The organism is Arthrobacter crystallopoietes (genome assembly GCF_002849715.1).
Lineage (GTDB): Bacteria > Actinomycetota > Actinomycetes > Actinomycetales > Micrococcaceae > Crystallibacter > Crystallibacter crystallopoietes.
In genome coordinates this window covers 2,113,196-2,136,969 of record NZ_CP018863.1, presented here as the reverse complement: position 1 = coordinate 2,136,969, position 23,774 = coordinate 2,113,196, and the positions used below count along the sequence as shown (strand labels likewise).

The window sequence follows — 23,774 nt, the reverse complement described above, 5'->3', positions numbered from 1 at the left end:
CGAACACGAAGTTATGAGCCCAAACATCGTTCGCAGAACACAGCAAAGGGACCCCTAAGGGTCGAGGAGGTACCGTAAGCAGCAACTCGTGGTCCTCAGATGCCGACAGATATGGCTATCTCGTTTGGAGTCGAAAACCGGCCGACAGGCATTCTCTAAGTTGTAAGGGCGTATCCCATGAAAGTCACTCAACGCGAAATCAGATCGATTGAGGCGCATGGCGTTTTAGGCGAGTTTTCGTATGTCGTTGAGTATCCAACAAGGGTAGATCCCGACAGGATGCGGTTGATATACGCGCCGAATGGCCGCGGTAAGACGAACTTTTTGCGAGCAGTTAGTGCCGCTCTTACACCTACACCTGATTCGCTCCAATCGCTAATCGAGATTCCCTTTGCACGTCTCACGATCGCGTTCGCAAACGGAGGCTTGATTTCGATCGACCGCGACGAGGACGTAGTTGGGCAGTTCACTGCATCTGCGTCGGTTGGAACGAATGAAGAAGCGTTTTCCATAAGCGTTGATCCGACCGAGCTAAGTGGACGGATGTATCGACGGATATGGGATACACGTGCGGACTTCTCTAGTTATTCCGACGCGGTCGCGCAACTATCTCCCGGGGCAATATTTATTGGGGACGACCGGCTCGCCCCGCTCCCTTCAGATGAAGTGCGAGACAGCGTCCGGAACGAGAACAATTCTTATGCGGCCTCACGCCGACGACAGGGTTCTGTCTCGCGGCTGTTGGAGACAGTCGAGCGCATGCTGACCCAGGAGGCACTCGCAGGCCTGTCGAGTGAAAGCGAGCAAACTGGAATCTACGCCCAGATCACGCGGACTACGTTGGAAGGATCGAACCCGATTCTCGCGAGTGAAGCCCGCGCCGCGCTGGAGGAGCAGATCGAGAGTCTGCTTGAGCGCGGTACACCACTTGAGCGTTATGGACTCCTCTCAATGCGGCAGGTTCACGACATCTCCGATCAGATCACCGGGGCCCGTGCAAACGACAAGAATCTGCGAGCAGTTCACACTGTCTTGAGGCCATACCTCGACAGCCTCCAAGATCAGATCACAGCGCTCTCCCCTGCGCAGAAGCTGATCGACACCTACGTCACGAGCGTCAATCACTTTCTTGACCGCAAAGAGCTCAGGTTCACGGCGTCGCGTGGCATCAGACTCGTCGGGCGCGACGGGAACAATCTCCACCCCGAGAGCCTGTCGAGCGGCGAGCGCCATCTTCTGCTGTTGCTGTCACAGGCCGTGCTCGCCACCGGGGAGAGACCTCTGGTAATCGTCGACGAGCCCGAGCTGTCGCTCGGCATTGAGTGGCAGCGTGACCTCCTACCGGAGATGCTCCGATGCAGTGCGCCTGGGCAGGTACAGTTCTTGGTTGCTTCTCATTCGCTACAGGTCATGAATGCGGTGTCGCTTGAGGACATCGTGCGACCGAGCGAGCCTCAATGAACGACATCCCGCGGATAAGGGTTGACGAACTTCTGCTCGAAGTCAGCCTGACGTCCAAACGTCACATCGTGGTCGAGGGTGCGTCCGACGATCGTTTCTTTCGGGCGTGGGCGATGGACATAGCCGGTGGCGAGCGCGTCGTGGTCACGAGCGTCGAGAGGGTCGATGTCGCCCCGCAATGGCTCATCGATATCGGTCTCAACGATGGCAACCGCGCCCGCCTCGTCTTTATCGCGCGCAGGGCTCACGAGAAGTCCATTGATCTGCGCTGCGTAGCGGATCGAGACTGCGGTCATCATGTCGAAGAGAACACGTACACCACATTGACGTGGACTGATTTTCCGGCGCTTGAAAGCTACGCAGTGGAGGAGTCGGTCTTAGACCGAGCCAATCTGTTGAGTTTCGCAGAAAAACTCCCGCCGGCATCTGATCTTTTGCCCAGCCTTGCGTTCGCCCTCGGTGAGCTTTTTGCGGTCCGGTCGCGCAACGAACACCTTCCGAAGCCCAAGTATCAGGCTGGGTTCAAGAACAGAAACCGTTCTCTCATGTCCTTTGACGTCGTGGCTGCGGTGGACATGACGATCCGCTCCCATGTTGAGTCCTACACTCGGCCTTCAAGCAACGACGACCCGCGCGCTTACGCATACGGACACGACATAGCTGAGCTACTCCTGGCCGTCTACGGCAACACTCTGAAGAATCATGCTGGGCTGAGTAGCCGTGACGCGGTCGAGGGCGCACTCCGTAGCGCCATTCAGGCAGTCGGCAAGTACAAGGACGAGCCGATGTTCAGGGGTTTGGCAGACTGGGTGGCTGCATGATGTCTACGTGATTTAGAGGGTGTCTGGCACCAGGCTGCGGGGTGTCCCATTGAGTTCAGATCCCACCGTCACCGCCACTGATAGCCCCGCAACCCCCACGGTTGCGGGGCTATTGCTTTGTCCCGGCACAGGCCCGGCGGAGACCCGCGGATAAGCTGGAGCGGTGCAGACGGGTTTGAGCAGCAGGATGGACCAGGCCGTCGCGACGCTGGCGCCGGGCTACTTCGCGCTGGTCATGGGCAGCGGCATCGTCTCCATCGCGCTGCAGATCCAAGGCTTCACAGCGCCGTCGTTAATCTTGCTGGCGGTCTGCGCCTCCGGCTACGTACTGCTGCTGGCGCTGCACGTGCTCCGCCTGGTGCGCCATCGCCACAACTTCTCCGAGGACTTCAACGATCCACGCCGGGGCTTCGGATTCTTCACCTTTGTCGCCGGTACCAATGTGCTGGGCATCCGGCTCTCCATGGATGGCCAGATCGGCTGGACCACGGGCTTGCTCGGGCTCGGCTTCATCGCCTGGCTGTTGCTCGGCTACGTGGTGCCTTGGACTGCTGTGCTGGCCAGGACCGCCCGCCCGGTAACGGCGACGGCGAACGGCACGTGGTTCATCTGGGCCGTTGCCGCCCAGTCCTGCGCGGTTGCCGCCGCGACCATTGAGCCGGCGCTGCCGTCGCTGCGCCGCGAGCTCGCCGTGGTGGCGTTGTTCTGCTGGTCCATCGGCATCTTCCTCTACGCGGCGTGCGGCATCTTCGTGGCGCTGCGCATGATGCTCTACCGGCTCAAGCCCGAGGACCTGACGCCGCCCTACTGGGTGGCCATGGGCGCGATGGCAATCTCCGTGGTCGCTGGCGCGCGGATCGTGGAGATGGAAGACGCTCCGATGGTCAACGCCACGCGCGGTCTGGTGGCCGGGCTCTCGGTAGTCTGCTGGTCCTTCGCCACCTGGCTGATTCCGGCCCTCATTGCCGCCGGCTGGTGGCGGCATTTCCGGCACCGCGTGCCGCTGCGGTACGACGCCACCTGGTGGAGCATCGTGTTCCCCGTCGGGATGTACGCCGTCGCCTGCCTGACTCTCGGCCAGGCCGACAGCCTGCCGATCGTCGAGGGGATCGGCGCGGTGTGGATCTGGGTGGCGTGCGCCGTCTGGCTCACCACCTTCACGTTTATGTGCCTGCACCTGCGCGCCACGCTGTTCCGCCGCGGCACCGGGCCGGCTCCCGCCGCGGCCTGAGCGATTCCACATCCTCGGCGGCGGTCACTAAAGTTGGACCATGGCCGACTCCCTCACCACCACCGCCACCGCCATCGCCACCGAACACATTGGTGCCGCGGGCGAAACGATCCCGGACGCCTACTACATCCGGCTGGACGACACCCGCTTCCATTCGACGCTGCACTCGCAGGGAGCCTGGAACGCGCACGAGCAGCACATGGCCAGCGCTTCAGGGCTGCTGATCCACGCGGTCCAGCAGAACCATCCGCGGCCGGAAATGGCGCTGAGCCAGGTCACGTTCGAGATACTCGGCATCATTCCGGGCGGCGAAATCGAAGTGACAACCGAGGTAGTCCGCCCCGGCCGCACCATCGAATTGATCGAGGCGACGCTCAGCGGCAACGGCCGCCCGGCCATCCGCGCCCTGGTCTGGCGCCTGCTCACCGGCGACACCAGCGAAGTGGCCGGCGGCGACGGCGGCCAGCTCAAGCCGCCCGCCGAATGCGCGCCCTATGAAATGGAGTCAGTCTGGGACGGCGGCTTCATCGCGTCCACCGAATTCCGCCTGGCGGAGCGGCGCGGCCCGGGCAGCGGCGCCGCGTGGATACGCACGCCCTACGCGATTGTGGACGGCGAGGAGTCCGAGCCTATTGCCCGCTTCATGGGCCACGTTGATACGGCCAACGGCATCGCGGTACGGCAAAGCCCGCGGGAGTACATGTTCCCCAACCTGGACCTGACGGTGCACCTGTTCCGCCAGCCCGAGGGCGAATGGACGGGCATGGACACCCGCGTGCACTTCGGCGCGTCCGGGGTCGGCATGACCGCCACGGACCTGTACGACGAGCGGGGCCTGGTGGGCAAGGCCGCGCAGATCCTCACCGTGCGCAAGTTCCCCGAGCCGTAAGCGCCAAACCCGCAACGAACGACGACGGCGGGGCTCACCTTAGCGGGGGGCGCTCGCCCTTGTGGGGTCCGCAGCGGTTCTCCACAGCTGGTGAAAGCTTCCAGCAGGGCATGGCCTAGGATCGAAGTGGGGCCGCCGGAGTGACGCACCAGACAACGGCGGTTGTCTGTCCTGCCCAGTCTCGCAAAGAAAGCAGTCCGCCGTGGAGTTACTCCTGCCAGCCGTTCTCGTCGTCGTCGTACTCATCATTATTTTCAGTCTCATGCGCGCCTACCGCGTGGCCGGCCCGTCCGAGGCACTCATCATCACCGGCCGGGGCGGCCAGGATGACCAGCGGGTGGTCTCCGGCGGACGCGTCATTGTCTACCCGTTCATCCAGCGGGCGTACACCATGTCGCTGGCCTCGCGCCAGATCCGGGTGGAAATCGACGGCATTTCGAAGAACGGCATCCAGCTGTCGCTTACCGGCGTCGCGCAGGTCAAGGTCGGCGGGGACGAGGTCTCCATCCGCCGGGCCGCCCAGCGTTTCCTGAACCAGCAGGACCAGATCGACCACTACACGCAGGAGATCCTGGCCGGCTCGCTGCGCGCCGTCGTCGGAACGCTGACCGTGGAGCAGGTCATCCAGGACCGCGCGTCCTTCGCCGCCTCGGTGTCCGAAGAGGCCGAGCACTCCATGAACAACCAGGGCCTGGTTATCGACACGTTCCAGATCTCGGCCGTGGACGATGACGGCGACTACATCAACAACATGGGCCGCCCGCAGGCCGCCGAAGTTGCCAAGCTCGCCGCCATCGCCGAGGCGCAGGCCACGCGCGAGGCCTCGGAGGCACAGGCACTGGCCGACGAGAAGGTTGCCATCGCCCAGCGCACGCTGGCCCTGAAGCAGGCCGAAATCAAGGAAGAAACCGACGCCCGGCTCGCCGCTGCCAACGCCGCCGGCCCGCTGGCCGAAGCAGCGCAGCGCCAGCGGATCCTGGAACAGGAAGAACTGGTCGCCGTCCGCCAGGCGGAGCTGAAGGCCAAGCAGCTGGACACCGAAGTGCGCCGGCCGGCCGATGCCGAGCGCTACCGCCAGGTGCAGATCGCCGAGGCCGCCAAGACGCAGGCCATGCTGGCTTCCGAAGCCGAACTGGCGCGGCGTGAAAACGAAGCCAAGGCCGTGGAGCTTGAAGGTGCCGCGAAGGCCGCCGCCATCCGGGCGCAGGGTGAAGCAGAGGCCGCGTCCACGCTGGCCAAGGCCGAGGCCTACAAGCAGTTCAACGACGCCGCCGTGCTGGACCGGATGCTGGACACGCTCCCGCAGATCGCGCACGAGCTGGCGGCGCCGTACGCCAACATCTCGGAGCTGAACGTCATCTCCAATGACGGCGAGAGCAAGCTCAGCCAGAATATCTCCACCAACCTGGTGGAAACACTGTCCATGCTCAAGACCATGACCGGCGTGGATCTGACCGACGTGGCCCGGAACATGACGGCCGAAAAGTCATCCAAGGCGGGGGCCGCCGGAACCAGCACGGATCTGCTGGCGGTCTCCGACAACAACGAGCACGCCGGCAGCTAGCGGCAACTCTCATTGGCCCGGCGGGCTCCTGGCCCGCCGGGCCGCAGCCGGATGACAAGATAGTCCAATGGCACTTCGCATTCTGACCGTCGGCCGCAAGCACGAGTCCTGGGTGGCCGAGGGGATCGACCGCTATGAGAAGCGGATGAAGAAGCCCTTCGATGTCACTTGGCTGCCCATTCCGCATTCCGCCCGCGAGCATGACGCTGCCCGCAAGGAGGAATCCGAGCAGCTGCTGGGCAAGCTGGGCGGCAAGTACGCCAACGACTTTGTCATCCTGCTGGACGAACGCGGCAAGAACATCGACTCGCCCACGCTGGCCCGCACACTGCAGGCGCCGCTGGATACCTCGCGCAACATCACGTTGATCATCGGCGGCGCCTACGGCGTGGACCAAAGCATCCACCAGCGCGCGGACTTCGTCTGGTCGCTGTCCAAGTTGGTGTTTCCGCACCAGCTGGTCCGGCTGATCCTGATCGAACAGCTCTACCGGGCTCAGGAAATTGCAAGCGGCCGCCCCTACCATCACGAATGAGGCAACAGGGGCTTTGCCGGATGCCTGATTTGAGGCGCGCGGGTCCCTGGCGGCTAGACTTTTACGGACTGTAGAAGAACGCCAGGAAGGGAGGCGGCAATGCATTCCGCGGCTACGTCCAGGCTGGCTCCCGTCCGCCTGCTCCGCGCCGCCGCCGTCAGCGCCACCGTGCTGAGTCTCGCGGCCGCCGCGCACGTTGCCGGCGGTGGCACCATGCCGGCCGCCGGCGTCGTTATTGGCCTGAGCGTGCTGACGCTGCTTCCGGTGACCTTGCTCGCCGGCCGCAAACTCGGCCCCACCACGATGGCCGCCATCCTCGCGGTCAGCCAACTGGCCCTGCACCAGGCCTTCACCGTTCTAAGTACGACGGCGGTGTGCACCGAAGCGGGCCACCACGCCTATGCGGGGGCCGGGTCACTGGAATGCGTGGCCACTGCCGCTGGCGCTGCTGGTGCTGCTGTGCACGGACCGGCCGAGCATGGCGCCGCCATGGTCGTCGCCCACGTGCTCGCCGCCGCGCTGACCGGGCTGCTCCTGGTCCGGGGCGAGGAGGCCGTCTGGGCGCTTGCCGCCTGGCTGCGGCCGCTCGCGAAGCTGCCCTCCGCCGTCGTTCTTCCCATTCTTCCCCGTCCCGCAATGCCGCCAGGCGGAGCGCTGCTGCGTCCGCGGACCCTGTGCCAGCTGAAGCTGGAGCCGCTGCGCGGGCCACCGGCGCTTTCCTTTCACTAAGCCATCCGGCTTGCGGCGTTCCGTGCCAGGCAACAGCCCCGGCCATCGCCCGCAGGTCTTCCAGCTCATCGCGCCGCTTCGGCGCACCCTGAAAGGTAATAGCCATGACCATGCAGACCACGAACCCTGTCCGCGCCACCGGCGATGCCCGCACTAACCGCCGCCCCAACCGCCGAATGGCGCGCAGCCTGCGCACCGGGCTTGCAGCCGCCGCGACCGTCGGGCTCCTCGGCGTCGGTGCCGCCGCGGCCTCGGCCCACGTCCATGTCACCCCGGACAGCACGGCCGCCGGCTCCTCATCCCTGCTCACCTTTGACTTTGCGCACGGCTGTGAGGCTGCGCCCACCACCGAAATCGCGATCAGCCTGCCGGAGCAGATCGACGACGCCACGCCCACGGCGCATCCGGGCTGGGACGTCGAGAAGGTCGAAGAGACGCTGGAGACGCCCAAGAAGCTCGAGAACGGCACCACCATCACCAAGCGCGTGAGCGAGATCGTCTACACGGCCAAGGAGCCGCTGGCCGACGGCGTCCGCGATGCCCTCCAGATCCAGGTCCAGCTGCCCGCGGCCGAGGGCGAAACGCTGGCCTTCCCCGTGCTGCAGACCTGCACCGAGGGGTCCACGGACTGGGCGCAGGTTGCCGAAGTGGGCCAGGACCCCCATGACCTGGAGTCCCCCGCGCCGTCGTTCGCGGTAACCGCAGCCGAGGCGGCGGGCCAGGGCCACGGCACGGCCGCGGGCTCCGCCGACACCGAACAGGCCTCGAACACCTCCGCGGCCGGTGCGGCTGGAACCAACGACGGCGGTGCGGCGACGGCCGGCTGGGTCGGCCTTGGGGCCGGGTTGCTGGGCCTGCTCGCGGGTGTCGCGGCGCTGGTTCGGACCCGCGGAGTTAAGAAGTAAAGAACGCTATGTAACAAGTCGGCGAAACCCGGTCCGGAGTGGCCGGGTTTCGTTGACTCCGGGCCGGCTGGCCGTACGCTGGTGTCATGGTGAAACGTAACAAGCTGCCCGGTGCAGCAGCGGCAGTTCTGATGGGTTGTGCTGTACTGCTGGCCGGGTGCGGCCAGCCGGAATCCCAGGAGCCCGCCGGCAGTGCTCCCGCCACGTCTCCCGCCGCCCCCGAGGCCTCGGCGCAGGCCTCCGGCTCCGCTTCCGGGTCCGGCTCCGCCGCGACCGAAAGCACTCCTGCAGAGGAAGCGGAAACCTCCGCCCCGGCTGCCGAAGAGACGGACGCGCCGGCCGAGGGCACCGCCGAAACGGGCGAGTGCAAGGCGGACCAACTGGAGGCCGCCATCAAGACCGAGCCAGGTGCCGGCGCGGCCGGCAGCGTCTACCGCAGCCTGGTGGTCACCAATGTCGACTCCGAGGACTGCACCGTCCGCGGCTACCCCGGGGTGTCCTACGTGGACGCCGCCGGTAACCAGGTCGGCGCGCCGGCGGACCGGGATCCGGCAGCGGAAGCGGTGACGGTAACGCTGGCGCCGGGCGAATCCGCCGTGGCCAAGCTGCAGCAGACCAACGCGGGCAACTACGGTCCCGAATGCAACCAGGCGGACGTGGCCGGAGTGCGCGTCTACCCACCGAACGACACCGCCTGGCTGACGGCACCGCAGGAGACCATCGGCTGCGCCAACGAGGCCGTGGTGCTCATGACGGTCGGCACTTTTGTAGCCGCATAACTCGCTGGCGGATGCATCCTGTCGGTGGCGGGCGATAGTCTCGAACTATCGAAAACAGCTCGCCGGTTCTGTCCAGGTTCTCCCCGGCCACAAGCGCGTGGTTCGCCGGGGCCTTCAGCGCGCCCACAGATGCGCAGGAGGGCGCCTGGAACGCCATATCGGCCGGCTCCCATGCGCTGGTGGTCGCCCCGACCGGCTCCGGCAAGACGCTGGCGGCCTTCCTCTGGGCGCTGGACAGCTTCATCACCGCGGCCGAACAGGCTCCGGAACTGCCCATCGAAGAACTCCCGGCAGGCAAGCGCGGCAAAAAACCCTCCCGCGGCACCAAGGTCCTCTACATCTCGCCGCTGAAAGCCCTGGGCGTGGACGTGGAACGGAACCTGCGCGCGCCGCTGATCGGCATCACCCAGACCGCCAGGCGGCTGGGCCTGCCCGCCCCGGACATCACGGTAGGCGTACGGTCCGGGGACACTCCGGCGTCGGACCGGCGCAGACTGCTCACGCACCCGCCGGACATCCTGATTACGACGCCGGAATCCCTGTTCCTGATGCTGACCTCCAGGGCACGCGAGACGTTGGCGGCGGTGGACACGGTCATCGTGGACGAGGTCCACGCCGTCGCCGGGACCAAGCGCGGCGCCCATCTGGCCCTCTCACTGGAGCGGCTGGACGCGCTGCTGCCGAAGCGTGCCCAGCGGATCGGGCTTTCGGCCACGGTTGAACCGCTGGACACGGTGGCCCGCTTCCTGGGCGGCAGCGCGCCGGTGGAAATCGTGGCTCCGCCGTCGCAGAAGAAATGGGACTTGACCGTCTCCGTCCCGGTGGAGGACATGACAGCACTGGCGGCACCGTCGGCGGAGGAACTCGGGCCGGGCGCGCAGCCGGCATCCATCTGGCCGCATGTCGAAGAGAAGATCGTGGACCTCATCGCCACGAACCGGTCCACCATTGTCTTCGCCAACTCCCGGCGGCTGGCCGAACGGCTCACGGCCCGGTTCAACGAAATCTGGGCCGAACGCCAGGCCGCCGCCGAGGTCTGGGCGACGGAGCAGCCACCGGATAATGCCGCCGCCGAACCTGTCACCGACGCCGATCCAGCCGCTGCCGCTTCGCCGCCGCACATGCCCGCCCAGATCATGGCCCAGGCGGGTTCGATGTCCGGGGCGGAGCCGTTGCTGGCGCGTGCCCACCACGGTTCGGTCAGCAAGGATCAGCGGGCGCTGATCGAAGATGACCTGAAGTCCGGCCAGCTGCGCTGCGTGGTCGCCACCTCCAGCCTGGAGCTGGGCATCGACATGGGCGCCGTGGATCTGGTGGTCCAGGTGGAGTCCCCGCAGTCGGTGGCCAGCGGGCTGCAGCGCGTGGGCCGGGCCGGGCACCAGGTCGGCGAGACATCCCAGGGCGTCCTGTTCCCCAAGCACCGGCAGGACCTGGTCAACACCACCGTCACCGTTGAGCGCATGCTGGCCGGGCGGATCGAGCCGCTCTACATTCCGGCGAACCCGCTGGACATCCTCGCCCAGCAAACGGTGGCGGCCACAGCGTTAGGTCCTGTGGAGGTGGAGGAATGGTTCGACGTCGTACGCCGTTCCGCACCTTTCGGCACCCTGCCGCGCTCCGCCTTCGAGGCCACCCTGGACCTGCTCGCGGGGCGCTACCCTTCGGACGAGTTTGCCGAGCTGCGCCCGCGGATTATCTGGGACCGCGTGGCCGGAACCATCACCGGGCGGCCGGGTGCGCAGCGGCTGGCGGTCACCTCCGGCGGCACCATTCCGGACCGCGGGCTCTTCGGCGTCTACCTGGTGGGCTCCGAGGACGGCGCGGGCAAGGGCGGCCGGCGGGTCGGCGAGCTGGACGAGGAGATGGTCTACGAATCGCGCGTGGGGGACGTCTTCGCCCTCGGCGCCACGAGCTGGCGGATCGAGGACATCACGCATGACCGCGTGCTGGTTTCCCCCGCCTTCGGCCAGCCGGGCAAGCTCCCGTTCTGGAAGGGCGATTCGCTCGGCCGGCCGGTGGAGCTGGGCCGCGCGCTGGGTGCTTTTGTGCGCGAGCTGGCCGCATCGGCCGAGGAGCCGGCGCTGGAGCGGCTGCGCGGAAACGGCCTGGACGAGTGGGCCGCCGCCAACCTGGTGGCGTATCTGGCCGAGCAGCGGCAGGCCACGGACGTGGTGCCGAGCGACCGGGCGCTGGTGGTGGAGCGCTTCCACGACGAGCTCGGCGACTGGCGGGTGGTGCTGCACAGCCCGTTCGGCATGCCCGTGCACGCGCCCTGGGCCCTCGCCGTCGGCGCCCGGCTGCACCAGCGCTACGGACTGGACGGCTCCGCCATGGCCGCAGATGACGGGATTGTGCTGCGCGTGCCGATGATGGAGGACGAGCCGCCGGGCGCGGAACTGTTCCTGTTCGACCCGGAGGAGCTGGACCAGATCGTCACGGCCGAGGTGGGCGGTTCCGCCCTGTTCGCGTCCCGGTTCCGCGAGTGCGCCGCCCGGGCCCTGCTGCTGCCCCGGCAGAACCCGGCCAAACGCACCCCGCTGTGGCAGCAGCGCCAGCGTTCTGCCCAGCTGCTGGATGTCGCCCGGAAGTACCCCACCTTCCCCATCGTGCTCGAAACCGTCCGAGAATGCCTGCAGGATGTCTACGACCTGCCCGCTTTGAAAGACATCGCCTCATCCATCGAACGCCGGGAGCTGCGCCTGGTCGAGACCACCACGCCGCAGCCGTCCCCCTTCGCCCGCTCGCTGCTCTACGGCTACGTGGCGTCCTTCCTCTACGAAGGCGACTCCCCGCTGGCCGAACGGCGCGCGGCGGCCCTCTCGCTGGATCCGTCGCTGCTCAACGACCTGCTGGGCCGGGCCGAACTGCGCGAACTGCTGGACGCGGACATCATCGCGCGCACGGAGCGTGAACTCCAGCGCCTGAGCGAGGACCGGAAGGTCCGCGGCATCGAAGGCATCGCGGACCTGCTGCGGCTGCTCGGCCCGCTGACGACGGCGGAAATCGCCTTGCGCGTCGAGCTCCCCGAGGGCGCGGGGCCGGCAGAAGCGCAGACCACGACGCCGGATAGCGAGGCTGCGGTGGACGGTCCCGCCGTGGCCTACGTCGAGCCACTGCTGGCGGAACTGGCCAAGGCCAACCGCGCCCTCAAGGTGGGCATTGCCGGCGTCGGGCATTGGGCCGCCGTCGAAGACGCCGCGCGGCTGCGCGACGCGCTCGGTGTGCCGCTGCCGATGGGAGTGCCGCTGGCGTTCATCGAGCCGGTGGCGGATCCACTCGGGGACCTGGTGGGCCGGTACGCCCGCACGCACGGGCCGTTTACCGCGCCGGAATGCGCGGCCCGGCTGGGTCTGGGAGTCGCCGTGGTGGACACCGCGCTGCGCCGGCTGCTCAAGGACGGACGCGTGGCGGAGGGCGAGTTCCGTCCGCCGGAAAGCGCCGTCCCGCCGGTGACCGGTGTGGTGGAGTGGTGCGACGTCGAGGTGCTGCGCAAGATCCGCCGCCGCTCGCTGGCCGCGCTCCGCCAGGAAGTGGAGCCGGTGGACCCGGCCACCTACGCGCGGTTCCTGCCGGTCTGGCAGAACGTGGGCTCCGGCCTGCGGGGGCTCGACGGCGTGGCCACCGTGATCGACCAGCTCTCCGGCGTGCCCGTGCCGGCGTCGGCCTGGGAACCGCTGATCCTGGGCACCCGGGTGGCCAACTACGCGCCGTCGATGCTGGACGAGCTGACCGCCACCGGCGAGGTGCTGTGGGCCGGCGCCGGATCGCTGGCCGGAAACGACGGCTGGATCACGCTGCAGCTGGCCGAGAACGCCCCGCTGACGCTGAACCCGCAGCCCGATTTCGAGCCCAGCGTCCTGCAGTACGAACTGCTGAACCTGCTTGCCTCCGGCGGGCAGTTCGGCGGCGCGGCATTCTTCTTCCGCCAACTCGCGGATGCGTTGGCGGCCGGCGGCACGCAGACGGCGGACGCCGACGTGGTGACCGCCCTGTGGGAACTGGTCTGGGCCGGGCGGATCACCAATGACACGTTCACCCCGGTGCGCGCCCTGCTCGCGGGCGGGACCACCACGCATAAGCAGCGGCCGTCCGCGCCGCGGGCCCGTTCGGCACGGCTCGGCCGGATCGGGCGGATGCACGGGCTCGGCACGGGGACCGGCCTCGGGCCGGGCGCCGGGCTGCGGCCGGGCGCCGGCGCGGGACACTCGGGCCGCGCCGCCCTCCCGCTCGCGGCCGGTCGCTGGTCGCTGCTGCCGGCCCCGGAAGCGGATCCGACCATACACGCCCATGCCACCGCCGAACTGATGCTGGACCGCTACGGCGTGGTGACCCGCGGCTCGGTGGCCAACGAAGGGATCCCGGGCGGCTTCGGCCTGCTCTACAAGGTGCTGGCGCGGCTGGAGGAAACCGGCCGCTGCCGGCGCGGCTACTTCATTGAACACCTCGGCGCCGCGCAGTTCGCCGTACCCGCCACCGTGGACCGGCTGCGTTCCTTCAACCGCGACGCGCAGCTGGCCGAGCAGGCCCCGGCCGCGCTGGCGCTCGCCGCCACGGACCCGGCCAATCCCTACGGGGCTGCGCTGCCCTGGCCGGTGCAGGACGGCGGACACCGGCCGGGCCGCAAGGCCGGTGCGCTGGTGGTGCTGGTGGACGGAGAGCTGGCGTTGTATGTGGAGCGCGGCGGCAAGACCCTGCTGACCTTCACCGCGGATCCGGACGCGCTGACGCTCTGTGCCGAGGCTTTGGTGGGCATCATCCGCCGCGGCGCCGCGGACAAGATGGCGGTGGAGAAGGTCAACGGAGCGCCGGTGCTGGACACGGACGTGGCGCGGGCGCTGACCGGCGCAGGCTTTTACACCACGCCGCGGGGGCTGAGGTTCCGTGCCTGAGGGCGACAACGTCTGGCGCACCGCGCGCAGCCTGCATGCGGCGCTGGCCGGGCAAGTGCTGCTGCGCTCGGACTTCCGTGTGCCCAAGCTGGCCACCCTGGACCTCGCGGGCAACACCGTGGAGGAGGTTGTCTCCCGCGGCAAGCACCTGCTGATGCGCACCTCCGGCCCCGCCGGAGACCTGAGCATCCATTCCCACCTGCTGATGGACGGCAGCTGGCGGATCTACGCCCCGGGCCAGCGGTGGAACAAGCCGGCGTTCCAGGCCCGCGTGGTGCTGGAGACGAAGCCCGCCACCGCCGTCGGGTTCCTGCTGGGAATCCTCGAAGTAATACCGACGGCGGAGGAAGCCCAGGCGGTGGGTCATCTGGGGCCAGACCTGCTGGGCTCGGACTGGGACGCGGCGGAGGCGCTGCGGCGGCTGCGCTCGGACCCGGAGCGCGGCATCGGCCTGGCGCTGCTGGACCAGCGGAACCTGGCCGGCGTGGGCAACGTCTACCGCTGCGAGCTCTGTTTCCTTACCGGAGTGCACCCGCTGGCGAAGGTCGGACAGGTACCGGACCTGCCCCGGATCGTGCAGCTGGCCAAGACCCTGCTCGAAGCGAACAAGGACCGGAACCGGCGCAACACCGTCGGCGGGCCGGCGGGCCGGAACGCGAGTCCGGTCTGGGTCTACGGCCGCGCCGGGCAGCCCTGCCTGCGCTGCCGCACCCCCGTGGTCCATACCAAGCTGGGCGAGACGGAGCTAACGGAGCGCGACCTGTATTTCTGCCCGCGCTGCCAGCCCGAGACCATATGATTACCAAGGAACACTAGAAGGGGGACTATGAGCTGGGTCGAGACCATCCCGGCCTTCGTGACGGCCGTGGTGCTGGTCTTCGGACCCGGCCTGCTCTGGGGCAGCGTCCTGGGACTGCGCCGCCTGGCGCTGGTCGCCGTGGCCGGTCCGTTCAGCATCACCGCCATGGTGGTCGCCGCGGAACTCGGCGGGCTGACCGGATTGCCCTGGGCCTGGCCAACGCTGCTGCTGGTCACCGTGGTTGTTGCGGCTGCCCTCTGGTGGCTGCGGCGGCTGATGCGCAACCGGCTGCACCGCGAACACACCGCGGCCTCGGCTCCGGCGCCGTGGCGGACGATCGCGATCACCTGGGCAGTCTCCGCCTTGCCGCTGGCCGGTTATATGTTCTGGATCATCGGCTCGCCGGACAACATCGCCCAATCGCACGACAACATCTTCCATCTCAATGCCCTGCGCTACATCGCGGATACCTCCAACGCGTCCTCGCTGACGCTGGGCTATCTGGGCACCACCGACCAGGGAGTCTTCTATCCGGCCGGCTGGCATGCCGTGGTTTCCCTGGTCATGACCACCGCCGGCCTCCCCGTGGCCGCGGCCATCAACGTCACCAACATTGTCCTGATCACCGGCATCTGGAGTACCGGCTGCCTCTTCCTGGTCAGCCGCATTACCGGCGAACGCATGATGCCGCTGCTGGTGGCCGCGGTACTCTCCACCGCCTTCAGCAGCTTTCCGTACCTGCTGCTGGAATTCGGCGTGGTCTATCCGTTCATGCTCTCCATCGCCATCCTGCCCGCCGCCCTGGGCGTGGTGATCCAGTTGCTGCGGATCGGCCTGCCCGGCACCATCTCCACCGAGGGCAACATCCTGCTGCTGGTCGGGCTGATACCGGGCATGGCGCTGTCACACCCATCCACCGTGATGGGACTGCTGGCGCTTGCGACGCCGATGGTACTGGCTGCCGCGTACGGCGTCTCCCGCTCGGGTACTTCCCGCGACAAGACGAAAGCCGGGCTCGCTACCGTGGCTTACCTGGTGGTGCTCGGTGTCCTGTGGGCAGTGCTCCGGCCTGCACGCAGCAGCTCCGACAACTGGGACAACCTGGGCAACGCGCTCCTGGCGCTCTGGGAGGTGGTGGTGCATGCCCCGCTCTACCGGCCCATCGGAATCCTGACGACGGTGCTCACCATCGTGGGGGCCGCCGTCGTACTTAATGTCCGCAAGCACCGGTGGGTCCTGGGCATCTATCTGGTCGCGGCTGTGATTTTCGTGGTGGGGAACTGGAAGGAAGCTCCGCTGATCCGCTGGCTGGTGGCCGGGGTCTGGTACAACGACTTTTTCCGGATCAGCGCCATGCTGCCGGTGGCCGGAATCCTCATCGCCTCCCTGGGCGGCGTGGCGCTGGCCGGGACGGCGAGGTCCTTCTTCCGGGCGTGGCTGGCGCACAAGGACAAGAAGCAGCCGGTATGGTTCCGGCCGGCCGCCACGGCGGTGCTGACCATCGTGGCGCTGGCGGTCGCACCGCTGTTCGCCGCCCAGCGCAGCATCCAGGAAGCGGCGTTCAAGTACCGGTTCACGGACGATTCGTACCTGCTGACCGAAGACGAACTCGCGCTCATCAAACGGCTGCCCGAGCATGTGCCGGCGGACGCCGTCGTCGTTGGCAATCCGATGACCGGCGCATCCTTGTCCTACTCATACACAGGGATCCAGACGCTGCTGCCTTCCGGCACTACCTCCCCCGCCGTCAACGGAAAGCTCATTCTTCAGAAGCTGGACGAGATGGACTCGGACCCCGCGGTCTGCGAAGCCGTGCGCGAAAGCGGCGTGGGATTTGTCCTGGACTTCGGCACGAGTTCGGTCCATCCTGGCGAAACCAGTTTCCTGCCGGGGCTGCGCGACCTGGGCGAGGAGAACGGTTTCGAGCTCGTGGACAGCGAAGGCGACGCTGCGCTCTACCGGATTACCGGCTGCGGCTGAGCGGCGCTGAGCTACCCTTCGCAGTCCTTGCAGTAGAAGAGGCCATCCTTTTCCCTGGCGAGCATGGAGTGGTGCCGGATCAGGAAGCAGGATGAGCAGGTGAATTCGTCCTCGCCCGGCGGAATGATCCGGACCTGGAGCTCCTCGCCGGAAAGGTCCGCGCCGGGCAGTTCGAAGCCTTCGGCCGCGTCGGCCTCGTCCACCTCGATTTCCGGTGACCGGCTGTCGCTCTTATGGGCTTTCAGCTCCTCGATGGACTCTTCCGGCTCGTCCTCGGTCGATTTTCGCGGTGCATCGTAGTCTGTAGCCATCGCGGGCCTCCACTTCAAATGTTGACAGTCCTCGTACGCTTCAGCACGCTCCCGCAAGAACGTTGGTTCCCCACTATAGGGCAGTTGCCGGGGTCGCTGTCATCCCTTTCCACAGGAATGGCAGCTGCACTGGAGGCGGGCGCGGGCAGCGGCGGCCGGACGGCTGCTCCGCCGGGCGCCGGTACCCTTGAAGGGTGATGAAATCCCCCCTCCCCGTGCGCGACGGCGTCAACGCCACGCGGCTGCGCCTGCCCGACAATGGACCCTGGCAGACGGCGCTGGACTACATGCTGCACCGCTGGGGCCATGTGGATCCGGAGGGCATCAGGGACCGTTTCGACCGCGGCGAGATTGTCGGCGAGGGCGGTGTGCGGTTGCACCGGGACACTGCACTGGAGGAGCACACCTTCATTTGGTACTACCGGACGCTGCCGACCGAGGACCGGCTGCCGGTGGAGCTGGACATTCTGCACCAGGACGAGAACATCCTGGTGGTGGACAAGCCTCATTTCCTGCCGACGACGCCGGGCGGGACCTATATCAGCGAATCGGCCCTGGTCCGGCTGCGCGTCCAGCTCGACATCCCGGACCTGATTCCCATGCACCGGCTGGACCGCCTCACCGCCGGGGTGCTGCTCTTTTCCACCAACCCCGCCACCCGCGGCAAGTACCAGGTGCTGTTCGAGAAGCGCCGGGTGGAAAAGGAGTACGAGGCGATTGCGGCGGTGGACCAGCGGCTTGAGTTCCCGCTCGTCGTGCGCAACCGGATGGTCAAGTCCCGCACCTATCTGCTGGCCGAGGTAGTGGACGGCGAGTTCAACGCCGAGACCCGGATCGAGCTGGAAGAAACCCGCGGCGTGCTCGGCAAGTACCGGCTGGAACCGCATACAGGCAAGACCCACCAGCTGCGCGTGCATATGGCCTCGCTGGGAGTGGGCATCCTGCACGATCCGTTCTACCCGGTCCTGCTGGACAAGGCCCCGGACGATTACAGCCGGCCGCTGCAACTGCTTGCCCGGGGCGTCCGCTTCACCGATCCCCTCTCCGGCGCACCGGTTGAATACCGCAGCCGGCTGGAGCTCTCCGAATGGGCAGCCGCTGCCGCCCCGGAGCCCGCGGGCCGCTGAGCAGGGCAAACCATAAGCAGGCTGACCATTTCGGCCAAACCCCTTATGCCGCCGGATCCTTCCTCGTAGAGTCGGAACATCCAGCCCGGTCATGAACCGACCCAGAAAGACGAGTTGGCTGTCGCACGTCCGGGCACTCGCTATGCGGAGGAAGCCATCCATGTTTTTCCATAAGCAAGAGCTGCAATACAAATCAACGCCCGACAAGCCCGACGCCGTTTATGCCCGCAAGCTGCAGGAGGTATTGGGCGGACAATACGGTGAAATCACCGTGGCAATGCAATACAGCTTCCAAGCTTGGAATATCCATATCCCAGGCAAGTATAAGGATCTGCTCTACGGGATCGGCGCCGAGGAATTCGGCCACGTCGAAATGCTGGCCAAAATGATCGCCCAGTTGCTGGAGAAGTCCCCGCTGGGAATTACCGACGACGCGGTGCAGTCAGATCCTACGGTGGCGGCAATTGTCGGCGGCACGGACGTGCAGCAGGCAATCGTGGCCGGGGCCGGCGCGCGGCCGGTGGACAGCAACGGCAACCCGTGGATGGGTTCCTATGTCACGGCCAGCGGCAATCTGTTGGCAGATTTCACCGCTAACGCTAACGCGGAGATGCAGGGCCGGCTCCAGGTGGCGAGGCTGTACCACATGACCGATGATCACGGCGTGCGGGATCTGCTCTCCTTCCTGCTGGCCCGCGACACCATGCACCAGAACCAGTGGATCGCCGCCGCTCGCGAGCTCCAGGAAGAGGGCGCCGAAACACTTCCCGTACCCAGCAACTTCCCGCTTTCCAAGGAGAACCGCGACGTCGCCTACCAGTACCAGAACTTCTCGGACGGAGCCGCCGCTTCCGAAGGGTCCTGGGCCAGCGGACCCGCACCGGACGGGCGCGGGGAGTTCACCTACCACGACGGCCCGACCACAACCGGCCCGTTGCCGGAACCGACGCATCCCGATTCACGCTTCTACGGCACCACGGAACTGCCGAACATCGTGGAAAAGACCGCCGGCTCGGTTCAGGACAAGCTGCACAAGGAGTAGAGGTCTTAGGGATGTTCCACCGCAATGTAGCCGAGAGGATCCACCTCATCGAGCATGCCAATGTGAACCTGTACCTCGTCGAGGACGGCGACCAGGTCATGCTGGTTGATTCCGGCCTGCCGGCGATGTGGAAGATGACCGTCGCGGCCCTCCGCGAGCTTGGCCGATCGCCGCGCGACATTTCCGCGCTGGTCCTGACGCACGCGCACTTCGACCACCTCGGGTTCGCCGCCAGGCTCCAGCACGACCTCGATGTGCCGGTCTACGCGCACCCGGGCGACAGCTATATCGCCGAGCACCCGTACCGGTACAAGCATGAAAAGAACCGGCTGGCCTACCCCGTTAAGTACCCTGCCTGCATTCCCATCCTGACCCGGATGACGCTGGCCGGAGCGCTCAATGTCCGGGGTGTCAAGGATCTTCGCGTACTGGGCGCCGAGGCCGGCCTGCAGCTGCCCGGCGCACCGGCGGTGATCCATACTCCCGGCCATACCGAAGGCCACTGCGCACTCCACTTTCCGGAACGGGACACCATCATCACCGGAGACGCTTTGGTCACGCTCGATCCCTACACCGGCACGCGCGGCCCGCACATTGTCTCCGCGGCAGCCACGGCAGATACCAGGCAGGCGCTGAAATCGCTCGAACTGCTGGCCGAAACCGGCGCCGGCACGGCGTTGCCCGGCCATGGCGAACCGTACCGCGGCGGGATTGCCTCAGCAGTGGACGAGGCCGTGCGCCGCGGCGCCACCTAGCACCGGCAGTCGGGACAGCAAGGGCAGGAGGGCAGGCGGCGATGGAATCCGTGGTGGAGGTTGACCCGGACGATCTGTACGGGTTGATCGCCGCCCTGACACAGGACCAGTGGCTGCCTGCCCGTCCGCGCATCCGCGTTGCCGTGGCCTACCGCGGCCACACCTCGGCCGAGCGTGACCTGTCTACCGGACTTGTTCGGCTACGCGGGGACTCCAGTGCCGAGGTGGAACCGCACCTGATGCGCAACTTCCGCAAGTACGCCCACCGGGACACGTCCCCCGGGGACTCGGACTGGAACTGGCTGAGCGTCGCCCAACACTACGGCTTGCCGACGCGTCTGCTCGACTGGAGCCACTCCCCCTATGTCGCGCTGCACTTTGTCACCAGGGACACGTCCCGCTACGACGAGGACGGCGCGGTCTGGTGCGTGGATTATGCGGCCGCCCATGAACTGCTGCCGCCGGAACTGCGCAGCGAAATCGAGCCGGCCGGCGGCGGGTTGTTCACCACGGAGATGCTCTCCCGCTCTGCCTACACCCTCTCCGAGTTCGACCGGTTCCACGACGACGAGGGACACAGCATCCCGTTGTTTTTCGAGCCGCCCTCGCTGGACGAGCGCATTGTGAACCAGGCCGCGATCTTTTCCACCATGTCCGACGCCGCCGCAGGGCTGGACGAGTGGCTGCAGCGCCATCCTGAGCTGTACCGGAAGGTGATCGTTCCCGCGCAGCTCAAATGGCGGATCCGGGACCATCTGGACCAGGCCAATGTGACCGAACGTGTGCTGTTCCCCGGCCTCGACGGCCTTTCCCGCTGGCTGCGGCGCTACTACAGTCCGCGCGACCCGGTACGGAACCCGCGCGACGCCTGAGGAAGCGGCCGCGCCGGAGTCCCACGGCGAGCGCCGCTGGTCAAGGCGAGCGCTATTGGCCCAGCAGACTCCGGTGGACGCCACGAAAGGTCTCGGCCAACCCGGCAGAGAACAGCACGAATTCGATCAGCTGCACGCCGCCGTCGTACTTCATCGCCTCACCCAGCCCGGCCAGGGCGACGCTGCCGCCGTCCCAGCCGTAGACCCCGGCGCTGATCGCAGGAAAGGCCACGGATCGTGCGCCCAGCTCATCGGCCACCCGGAGGCTTTCGCTGAAGCAGGAGGCCAGCAGAGCCGGATCGTTCTGGCCGGCGTGCAGGTTGGGGCCGACGGTGTGGATGACCCAGCGGGCGGGCAGCCGGAAGGCCTCGGTTGCGACGGCGGAACCGACCGGCAGACCGTCGGGCAGCTGCGAGGACCGCAGTTCCCGGCAGGCGGCCAGCAGCTCGGGACCGGCGGCGCGGTGGATCGCGCCGTCCACTCCTCCCCCGCCCAGCAGGCTCGAGTTCGCCGCGTTGACTATCGCGTCCACCTCGCGGCGCGTGATGTCACCTTCGAGAATCCTTATCTCCATACTTTGTACTCTGCCATCGGCGAGCTATTGCCGGTAGATTGGGGAGGTGGAAATCCCCGAAGGGCCGTGGCAATGGCTGTATTATCCGATGACCTTGCTGATGGTCGTTCTGGATGCCCCCATGCCTGCCGCGCCGTCGGAAATCATGGTCATCGGCGGCGGCACGCTGCTGGCCCACGGCGAGCTCATCCTCCCGCTGGTGGTGCTGACCGCGTTTGCCGGCAGCATGGCCGGGGACGTGCTGCTGTTCCTGCTCTTCCGCGGCGGCGTCAACACGTTGCTCAACCGCTACCGGTGGGGCCGCAAGGTGGACCGCGCCGTGACCCAGGCGCTGGAGAAGGCCGGCCGGTCCTCCACTTATGCCGCCATTGTCGCCGCGCGCTTTATCCCCGGCGGCCGGACCGCGTCCGTCGCGGCAGCGGGACTGGCGGATGTCCCGCTGAACAACTTCCTGGTTCTGTCCGCCACGGGCTCCACCATCTGGGCGTTGTGGATGACCGGGCTGGGGCTTGCCACCGGGCTCGCCACGGATCTGCCGTTCTGGGTGAATCTTGTTTTGGGTACGGTGATTGGCATACTGGTGGGCACGGCAATAGCTGCCGTCATCAGCCTGCGCCGCCGCAGCCAGCCGGCGCCGGTGCTCGGGGGTGTCGTCGACATCGAGGAGTAGCAGGAGTGAACACCCCGCTTCGATCCAATCCGTTATGGACGCCGTAAAACCCTACCTCCACAAGACCCGGACGATCCTCGCCACCGATCTGGCACGCCAACTCGCGGTCAGTGCCAGCCTGGTGTTCGCGCTGCTGATCGGGGCGCGCGGTGCCGGCCTGCTGGGCGGCACCGCCATCAAGGACACGGCCGGCGGCGCGTTCGCCCCGGACTTCACGCTGCTGGCCCCGGCTTCGGGCGCATTCAGCATCTGGTCGGCGATCTACGTGGGGCTGGTCGGCTACACCATCTTCCAGTGGTGGCCTTCGCAGCGTCGCACCCCGAGGCAGCGCGCGGCCGGCTGGCTGCTGGCCGCCTCGCTGGTCCTCAACGCCTGCTGGATCCTGAGCGCGCAGGCCTCGAATGTGGGGTTGAGCCTGATGGTCATGATCCTGCTGCTGGCCGTGTTGCTGGCCGCGGTCTACGTCCTGACCCGGTATCCGGCCAAGTCCCTGGTGGAAGCGCTCCTTGCAGATGCTCCCGTGGGGCTGTACACCGGCTGGATTCTGGTGGCAGCCGGCGCCAACGCGGCCAGTTGGCTCACCCTGCGCGGCATCGACCTGTTCGGCTGGGGCGCCGATGTCTGGGCGGTCATCGCCCTCGGCGTGGTCTCCTTCGCCGGAGCGGTAGTGGCGATGACCGGTCGTGGCCGGATGTCCGCCGTCGTCGCCTTGTGCTGGGGGCTGGGCTGGATCGCCGTGTCCCGGCTCCTGGGTGATCCGGGCTCCGTGCCGGTGGTCATCGCGGCCGGATTCGGTTTCTTCTTTGTGCTGGTCTGCGGGACGTCGCGCCGGTTCCGGGTGGGGCACGAGGAGCGCCGGGCCTTTCGCCGCGGCTACGTTCCGGAGATCTGAAATCCAAACAACGACGGCGGACCGCGGCTTCCAAGGGGAACCAGCATGACCAGCAACTACGGTACTTTCGTCCAACGTCCCGCAGGACCTGCCGAAGCGAGCGAGAACACGTGGTGGCGTTGGCGTGACATGGATGTCCATGTTGAGCGCATCGGCACCCCGGATGCCCCGGTACGGTTGGTGCTCTTCCACGGTGCCGGCGGCAACGCCGCGGCCATGCGTCCCTTCGCAGAACATCTGGCAACATTGGGAACCTATGTGAGCGTTCCGGATCTTCCGGGCTACGGCCTCACCCGGTCACCCGATCCGGCAGGCATCCGGTACGGACATTGGCAGCAGTTCGCCCAGGACTTCGTGCGCGCCGAATCCGACGACCGTCCGCTGGTCCTGATGGGAGCCAGCATGGGCGGGCTGCTCGCTTTCGAAACGGCAGCCGCCACCTCGCTCGCCGCCGCCCTGGTAGTGACGTGCTTGCTGGATCCCCGGGACGATAGGGTCCGGGCACGGCTGACGTGGCATCCGGTGCTGGGGAAGGTTGCCGGCCCTGCCCTCCGGCTCCTGGCCGGACCCTTGGCGAGGGTGCGGGTCCCCATCCGCTGGCTTGCCGACATGCGCCACATCAGCAATGATCCCGGGCTGGTGCGTACCGTCCTCCGGGACCCCAACGGCGGCGGTGGTGTGATGTCCCTGGGTTGGATGCGCAGCTTTTTGGAATGGCAACCCGATGTTGAACCGGAGGATTTCAGCTCAGGCCGGGTCCTGATGGTGCATCCTGCCGAGGACCGGTGGACCCCGCAAGGGATCAGCGAGCCGTTTTTCGAGCGTATCGCGGCGCCCAAGCAGATCGTGAGGTTGGAGAACGCGGGGCATTTCCCGATCGAGCAACCCGGGCTGGACCAGCTCGTAGCGACTGTCAGTCAGCTGGTGGCGGACCTCCGGTAGCGCTCCG

21 protein-coding genes are annotated in these 23,774 nt (G+C 67.1%); 19 read left to right on the top strand and 2 right to left on the bottom strand.

Annotation, left to right across the window (positions count from 1 at the left end; genetic code table 11):
- The first annotated feature begins 177 nt into the window (after positions 1 to 177).
- The 12 genes from AC20117_RS10105 to AC20117_RS10050 all read left to right on the top strand — a co-directional run bounded on the left by AC20117_RS10105 (position 178) and on the right by AC20117_RS10050 (position 16,582).
- Positions 178 to 1,461, top strand: a complete 1,284-nt coding sequence (locus tag AC20117_RS10105) for an AAA family ATPase (protein ID WP_074699836.1) — start codon at positions 178 to 180, stop codon at positions 1,459 to 1,461.
- On the top strand, positions 1,458 to 2,282 hold the full coding sequence (locus AC20117_RS10100; protein WP_074699837.1) for a hypothetical protein: 825 nt from the start codon (positions 1,458 to 1,460) through the stop codon (positions 2,280 to 2,282). Before AC20117_RS10105 ends, AC20117_RS10100 begins: the two co-directional genes overlap by 4 nt.
- Before the next feature lie 163 nt (positions 2,283 to 2,445).
- Complete coding sequence (locus AC20117_RS10095; protein ID WP_236777499.1) at positions 2,446 to 3,513, top strand: tellurite resistance/C4-dicarboxylate transporter family protein; 1,068 nt, start codon at positions 2,446 to 2,448, stop codon at positions 3,511 to 3,513.
- Positions 3,514 to 3,553: 40 nt separating this feature from the next.
- Positions 3,554 to 4,402: a thioesterase family protein gene (locus tag AC20117_RS10090; protein ID WP_083339627.1), complete on the top strand. Its 849-nt coding sequence runs from the start codon at positions 3,554 to 3,556 to the stop codon at positions 4,400 to 4,402.
- A 202-nt stretch (positions 4,403 to 4,604) separates the two neighbouring features.
- A complete protein-coding gene (locus AC20117_RS10085; protein ID WP_074699839.1) occupies positions 4,605 to 5,966 on the top strand; it encodes a flotillin family protein in 1,362 nt (453 codons plus the stop codon).
- 67 nt (positions 5,967 to 6,033) lie between these two features.
- Positions 6,034 to 6,501, top strand: coding sequence for a 23S rRNA (pseudouridine(1915)-N(3))-methyltransferase RlmH (locus AC20117_RS10080; RefSeq protein ID WP_170837942.1), 468 nt, complete (start codon positions 6,034 to 6,036; stop codon positions 6,499 to 6,501).
- Between the two features lie 99 nt (positions 6,502 to 6,600).
- Positions 6,601 to 7,230, top strand: coding sequence for a hypothetical protein (locus AC20117_RS10075; RefSeq protein WP_074699840.1), 630 nt, complete (start codon positions 6,601 to 6,603; stop codon positions 7,228 to 7,230).
- A 104-nt stretch (positions 7,231 to 7,334) separates the two neighbouring features.
- Positions 7,335 to 8,135, top strand: coding sequence for a YcnI family copper-binding membrane protein (locus AC20117_RS10070; RefSeq protein ID WP_236777498.1), 801 nt, complete (start codon positions 7,335 to 7,337; stop codon positions 8,133 to 8,135).
- 86 nt (positions 8,136 to 8,221) lie between these two features.
- Entirely contained in the window at positions 8,222 to 8,914 is a 693-nt protein-coding gene (locus AC20117_RS10065; RefSeq protein ID WP_074699841.1) for a DUF4232 domain-containing protein, read from the top strand.
- Between the two features lie 47 nt (positions 8,915 to 8,961).
- Positions 8,962 to 13,803, top strand: coding sequence for an ATP-dependent helicase (locus AC20117_RS10060; protein ID WP_074699842.1), 4,842 nt, complete (start codon positions 8,962 to 8,964; stop codon positions 13,801 to 13,803).
- Positions 13,796 to 14,602 (top strand): Fpg/Nei family DNA glycosylase, encoded by an 807-nt coding sequence (locus AC20117_RS10055; RefSeq protein ID WP_074699843.1) that lies wholly within the window; start codon positions 13,796 to 13,798, stop codon positions 14,600 to 14,602. Before AC20117_RS10060 ends, AC20117_RS10055 begins: the two co-directional genes overlap by 8 nt.
- Before the next feature lie 27 nt (positions 14,603 to 14,629).
- Complete coding sequence (locus AC20117_RS10050) at positions 14,630 to 16,582, top strand: DUF6541 family protein (RefSeq protein ID WP_074699844.1); 1,953 nt, start codon at positions 14,630 to 14,632, stop codon at positions 16,580 to 16,582.
- 11 nt (positions 16,583 to 16,593) lie between these two features.
- Here the strand turns inward: AC20117_RS10050 and AC20117_RS10045 are convergent, their stop codons facing one another.
- Positions 16,594 to 16,893: a DUF4193 domain-containing protein gene (locus AC20117_RS10045; protein ID WP_074699845.1), complete on the bottom strand. Its 300-nt coding sequence runs from the start codon at positions 16,891 to 16,893 to the stop codon at positions 16,594 to 16,596.
- 197 nt (positions 16,894 to 17,090) lie between these two features.
- Here AC20117_RS10045 and AC20117_RS10040 point away from each other — a divergent pair, with 197 nt between their 5' ends.
- From AC20117_RS10040 to AC20117_RS10025, 4 genes are all read left to right on the top strand, one after another.
- A complete protein-coding gene (locus AC20117_RS10040; RefSeq protein WP_074699846.1) occupies positions 17,091 to 18,020 on the top strand; it encodes an RluA family pseudouridine synthase in 930 nt (309 codons plus the stop codon).
- 160 nt (positions 18,021 to 18,180) lie between these two features.
- Positions 18,181 to 19,062, top strand: a complete 882-nt coding sequence (locus AC20117_RS10035) for a manganese catalase (RefSeq protein ID WP_074699847.1) — start codon at positions 18,181 to 18,183, stop codon at positions 19,060 to 19,062.
- 11 nt (positions 19,063 to 19,073) lie between these two features.
- Positions 19,074 to 19,817, top strand: coding sequence for an MBL fold metallo-hydrolase (locus AC20117_RS10030; RefSeq protein ID WP_074699848.1), 744 nt, complete (start codon positions 19,074 to 19,076; stop codon positions 19,815 to 19,817).
- 41 nt (positions 19,818 to 19,858) lie between these two features.
- Entirely contained in the window at positions 19,859 to 20,689 is an 831-nt protein-coding gene (locus AC20117_RS10025; RefSeq protein ID WP_074699849.1) for an FRG domain-containing protein, read from the top strand.
- Between the two features lie 52 nt (positions 20,690 to 20,741).
- Here the strand turns inward: AC20117_RS10025 and AC20117_RS10020 are convergent, their stop codons facing one another.
- Positions 20,742 to 21,263: an O-acetyl-ADP-ribose deacetylase gene (locus tag AC20117_RS10020; protein ID WP_074699850.1), complete on the bottom strand. Its 522-nt coding sequence runs from the start codon at positions 21,261 to 21,263 to the stop codon at positions 20,742 to 20,744.
- A gap of 46 nt (positions 21,264 to 21,309) precedes the next feature.
- Here AC20117_RS10020 and AC20117_RS10015 point away from each other — a divergent pair, with 46 nt between their 5' ends.
- The 3 genes from AC20117_RS10015 to AC20117_RS10005 are packed head-to-tail and all read left to right on the top strand — an operon-like array spanning position 21,310 to position 23,767.
- Positions 21,310 to 21,933, top strand: a complete 624-nt coding sequence (locus tag AC20117_RS10015) for a DedA family protein (RefSeq protein ID WP_139186752.1) — start codon at positions 21,310 to 21,312, stop codon at positions 21,931 to 21,933.
- Positions 21,934 to 21,967: 34 nt separating this feature from the next.
- Positions 21,968 to 22,825, top strand: coding sequence for a TspO-related membrane protein (locus AC20117_RS10010; RefSeq protein ID WP_074699852.1), 858 nt, complete (start codon positions 21,968 to 21,970; stop codon positions 22,823 to 22,825).
- A gap of 45 nt (positions 22,826 to 22,870) precedes the next feature.
- Positions 22,871 to 23,767, top strand: a complete 897-nt coding sequence (locus tag AC20117_RS10005; protein WP_074699853.1) for an alpha/beta hydrolase — start codon at positions 22,871 to 22,873, stop codon at positions 23,765 to 23,767.
- The last annotated feature ends 7 nt before the right edge of the window (positions 23,768 to 23,774 follow it).

Bases quoted from the DNA above. Each gene is read 5' to 3' on its own strand.
- AC20117_RS10045 (WP_074699845.1), bottom strand. From the start codon at position 16,893: ATGGCTACAGACTACGATGCACCGCGAAAATCGACCGAGGACGAGCCG.
- AC20117_RS10075 (WP_074699840.1), top strand. From the start codon at position 6,601: ATGCATTCCGCGGCTACGTCCAGGCTGGCTCCCGTCCGCCTGCTCCGC.
- AC20117_RS10090 (WP_083339627.1), top strand. From the start codon at position 3,554: ATGGCCGACTCCCTCACCACCACCGCCACCGCCATCGCCACCGAACAC.
- AC20117_RS10010 (WP_074699852.1), top strand. From the start codon at position 21,968: ATGGACGCCGTAAAACCCTACCTCCACAAGACCCGGACGATCCTCGCC.
- AC20117_RS10070 (WP_236777498.1), top strand. From the start codon at position 7,335: ATGACCATGCAGACCACGAACCCTGTCCGCGCCACCGGCGATGCCCGC.
- AC20117_RS10025 (WP_074699849.1), top strand. From the start codon at position 19,859: ATGGAATCCGTGGTGGAGGTTGACCCGGACGATCTGTACGGGTTGATC.
- AC20117_RS10035 (WP_074699847.1), top strand. From the start codon at position 18,181: ATGTTTTTCCATAAGCAAGAGCTGCAATACAAATCAACGCCCGACAAG.
- AC20117_RS10040 (WP_074699846.1), top strand. From the start codon at position 17,091: ATGAAATCCCCCCTCCCCGTGCGCGACGGCGTCAACGCCACGCGGCTG.
- AC20117_RS10030 (WP_074699848.1), top strand. From the start codon at position 19,074: ATGTTCCACCGCAATGTAGCCGAGAGGATCCACCTCATCGAGCATGCC.
- AC20117_RS10065 (WP_074699841.1), top strand. From the start codon at position 8,222: ATGGTGAAACGTAACAAGCTGCCCGGTGCAGCAGCGGCAGTTCTGATG.
- AC20117_RS10080 (WP_170837942.1), top strand. From the start codon at position 6,034: ATGGCACTTCGCATTCTGACCGTCGGCCGCAAGCACGAGTCCTGGGTG.
- AC20117_RS10005 (WP_074699853.1), top strand. From the start codon at position 22,871: ATGACCAGCAACTACGGTACTTTCGTCCAACGTCCCGCAGGACCTGCC.
- AC20117_RS10100 (WP_074699837.1), top strand. From the start codon at position 1,458: ATGAACGACATCCCGCGGATAAGGGTTGACGAACTTCTGCTCGAAGTC.
- AC20117_RS10105 (WP_074699836.1), top strand. From the start codon at position 178: ATGAAAGTCACTCAACGCGAAATCAGATCGATTGAGGCGCATGGCGTT.
- AC20117_RS10020 (WP_074699850.1), bottom strand. From the start codon at position 21,263: ATGGAGATAAGGATTCTCGAAGGTGACATCACGCGCCGCGAGGTGGAC.
- AC20117_RS10050 (WP_074699844.1), top strand. From the start codon at position 14,630: ATGAGCTGGGTCGAGACCATCCCGGCCTTCGTGACGGCCGTGGTGCTG.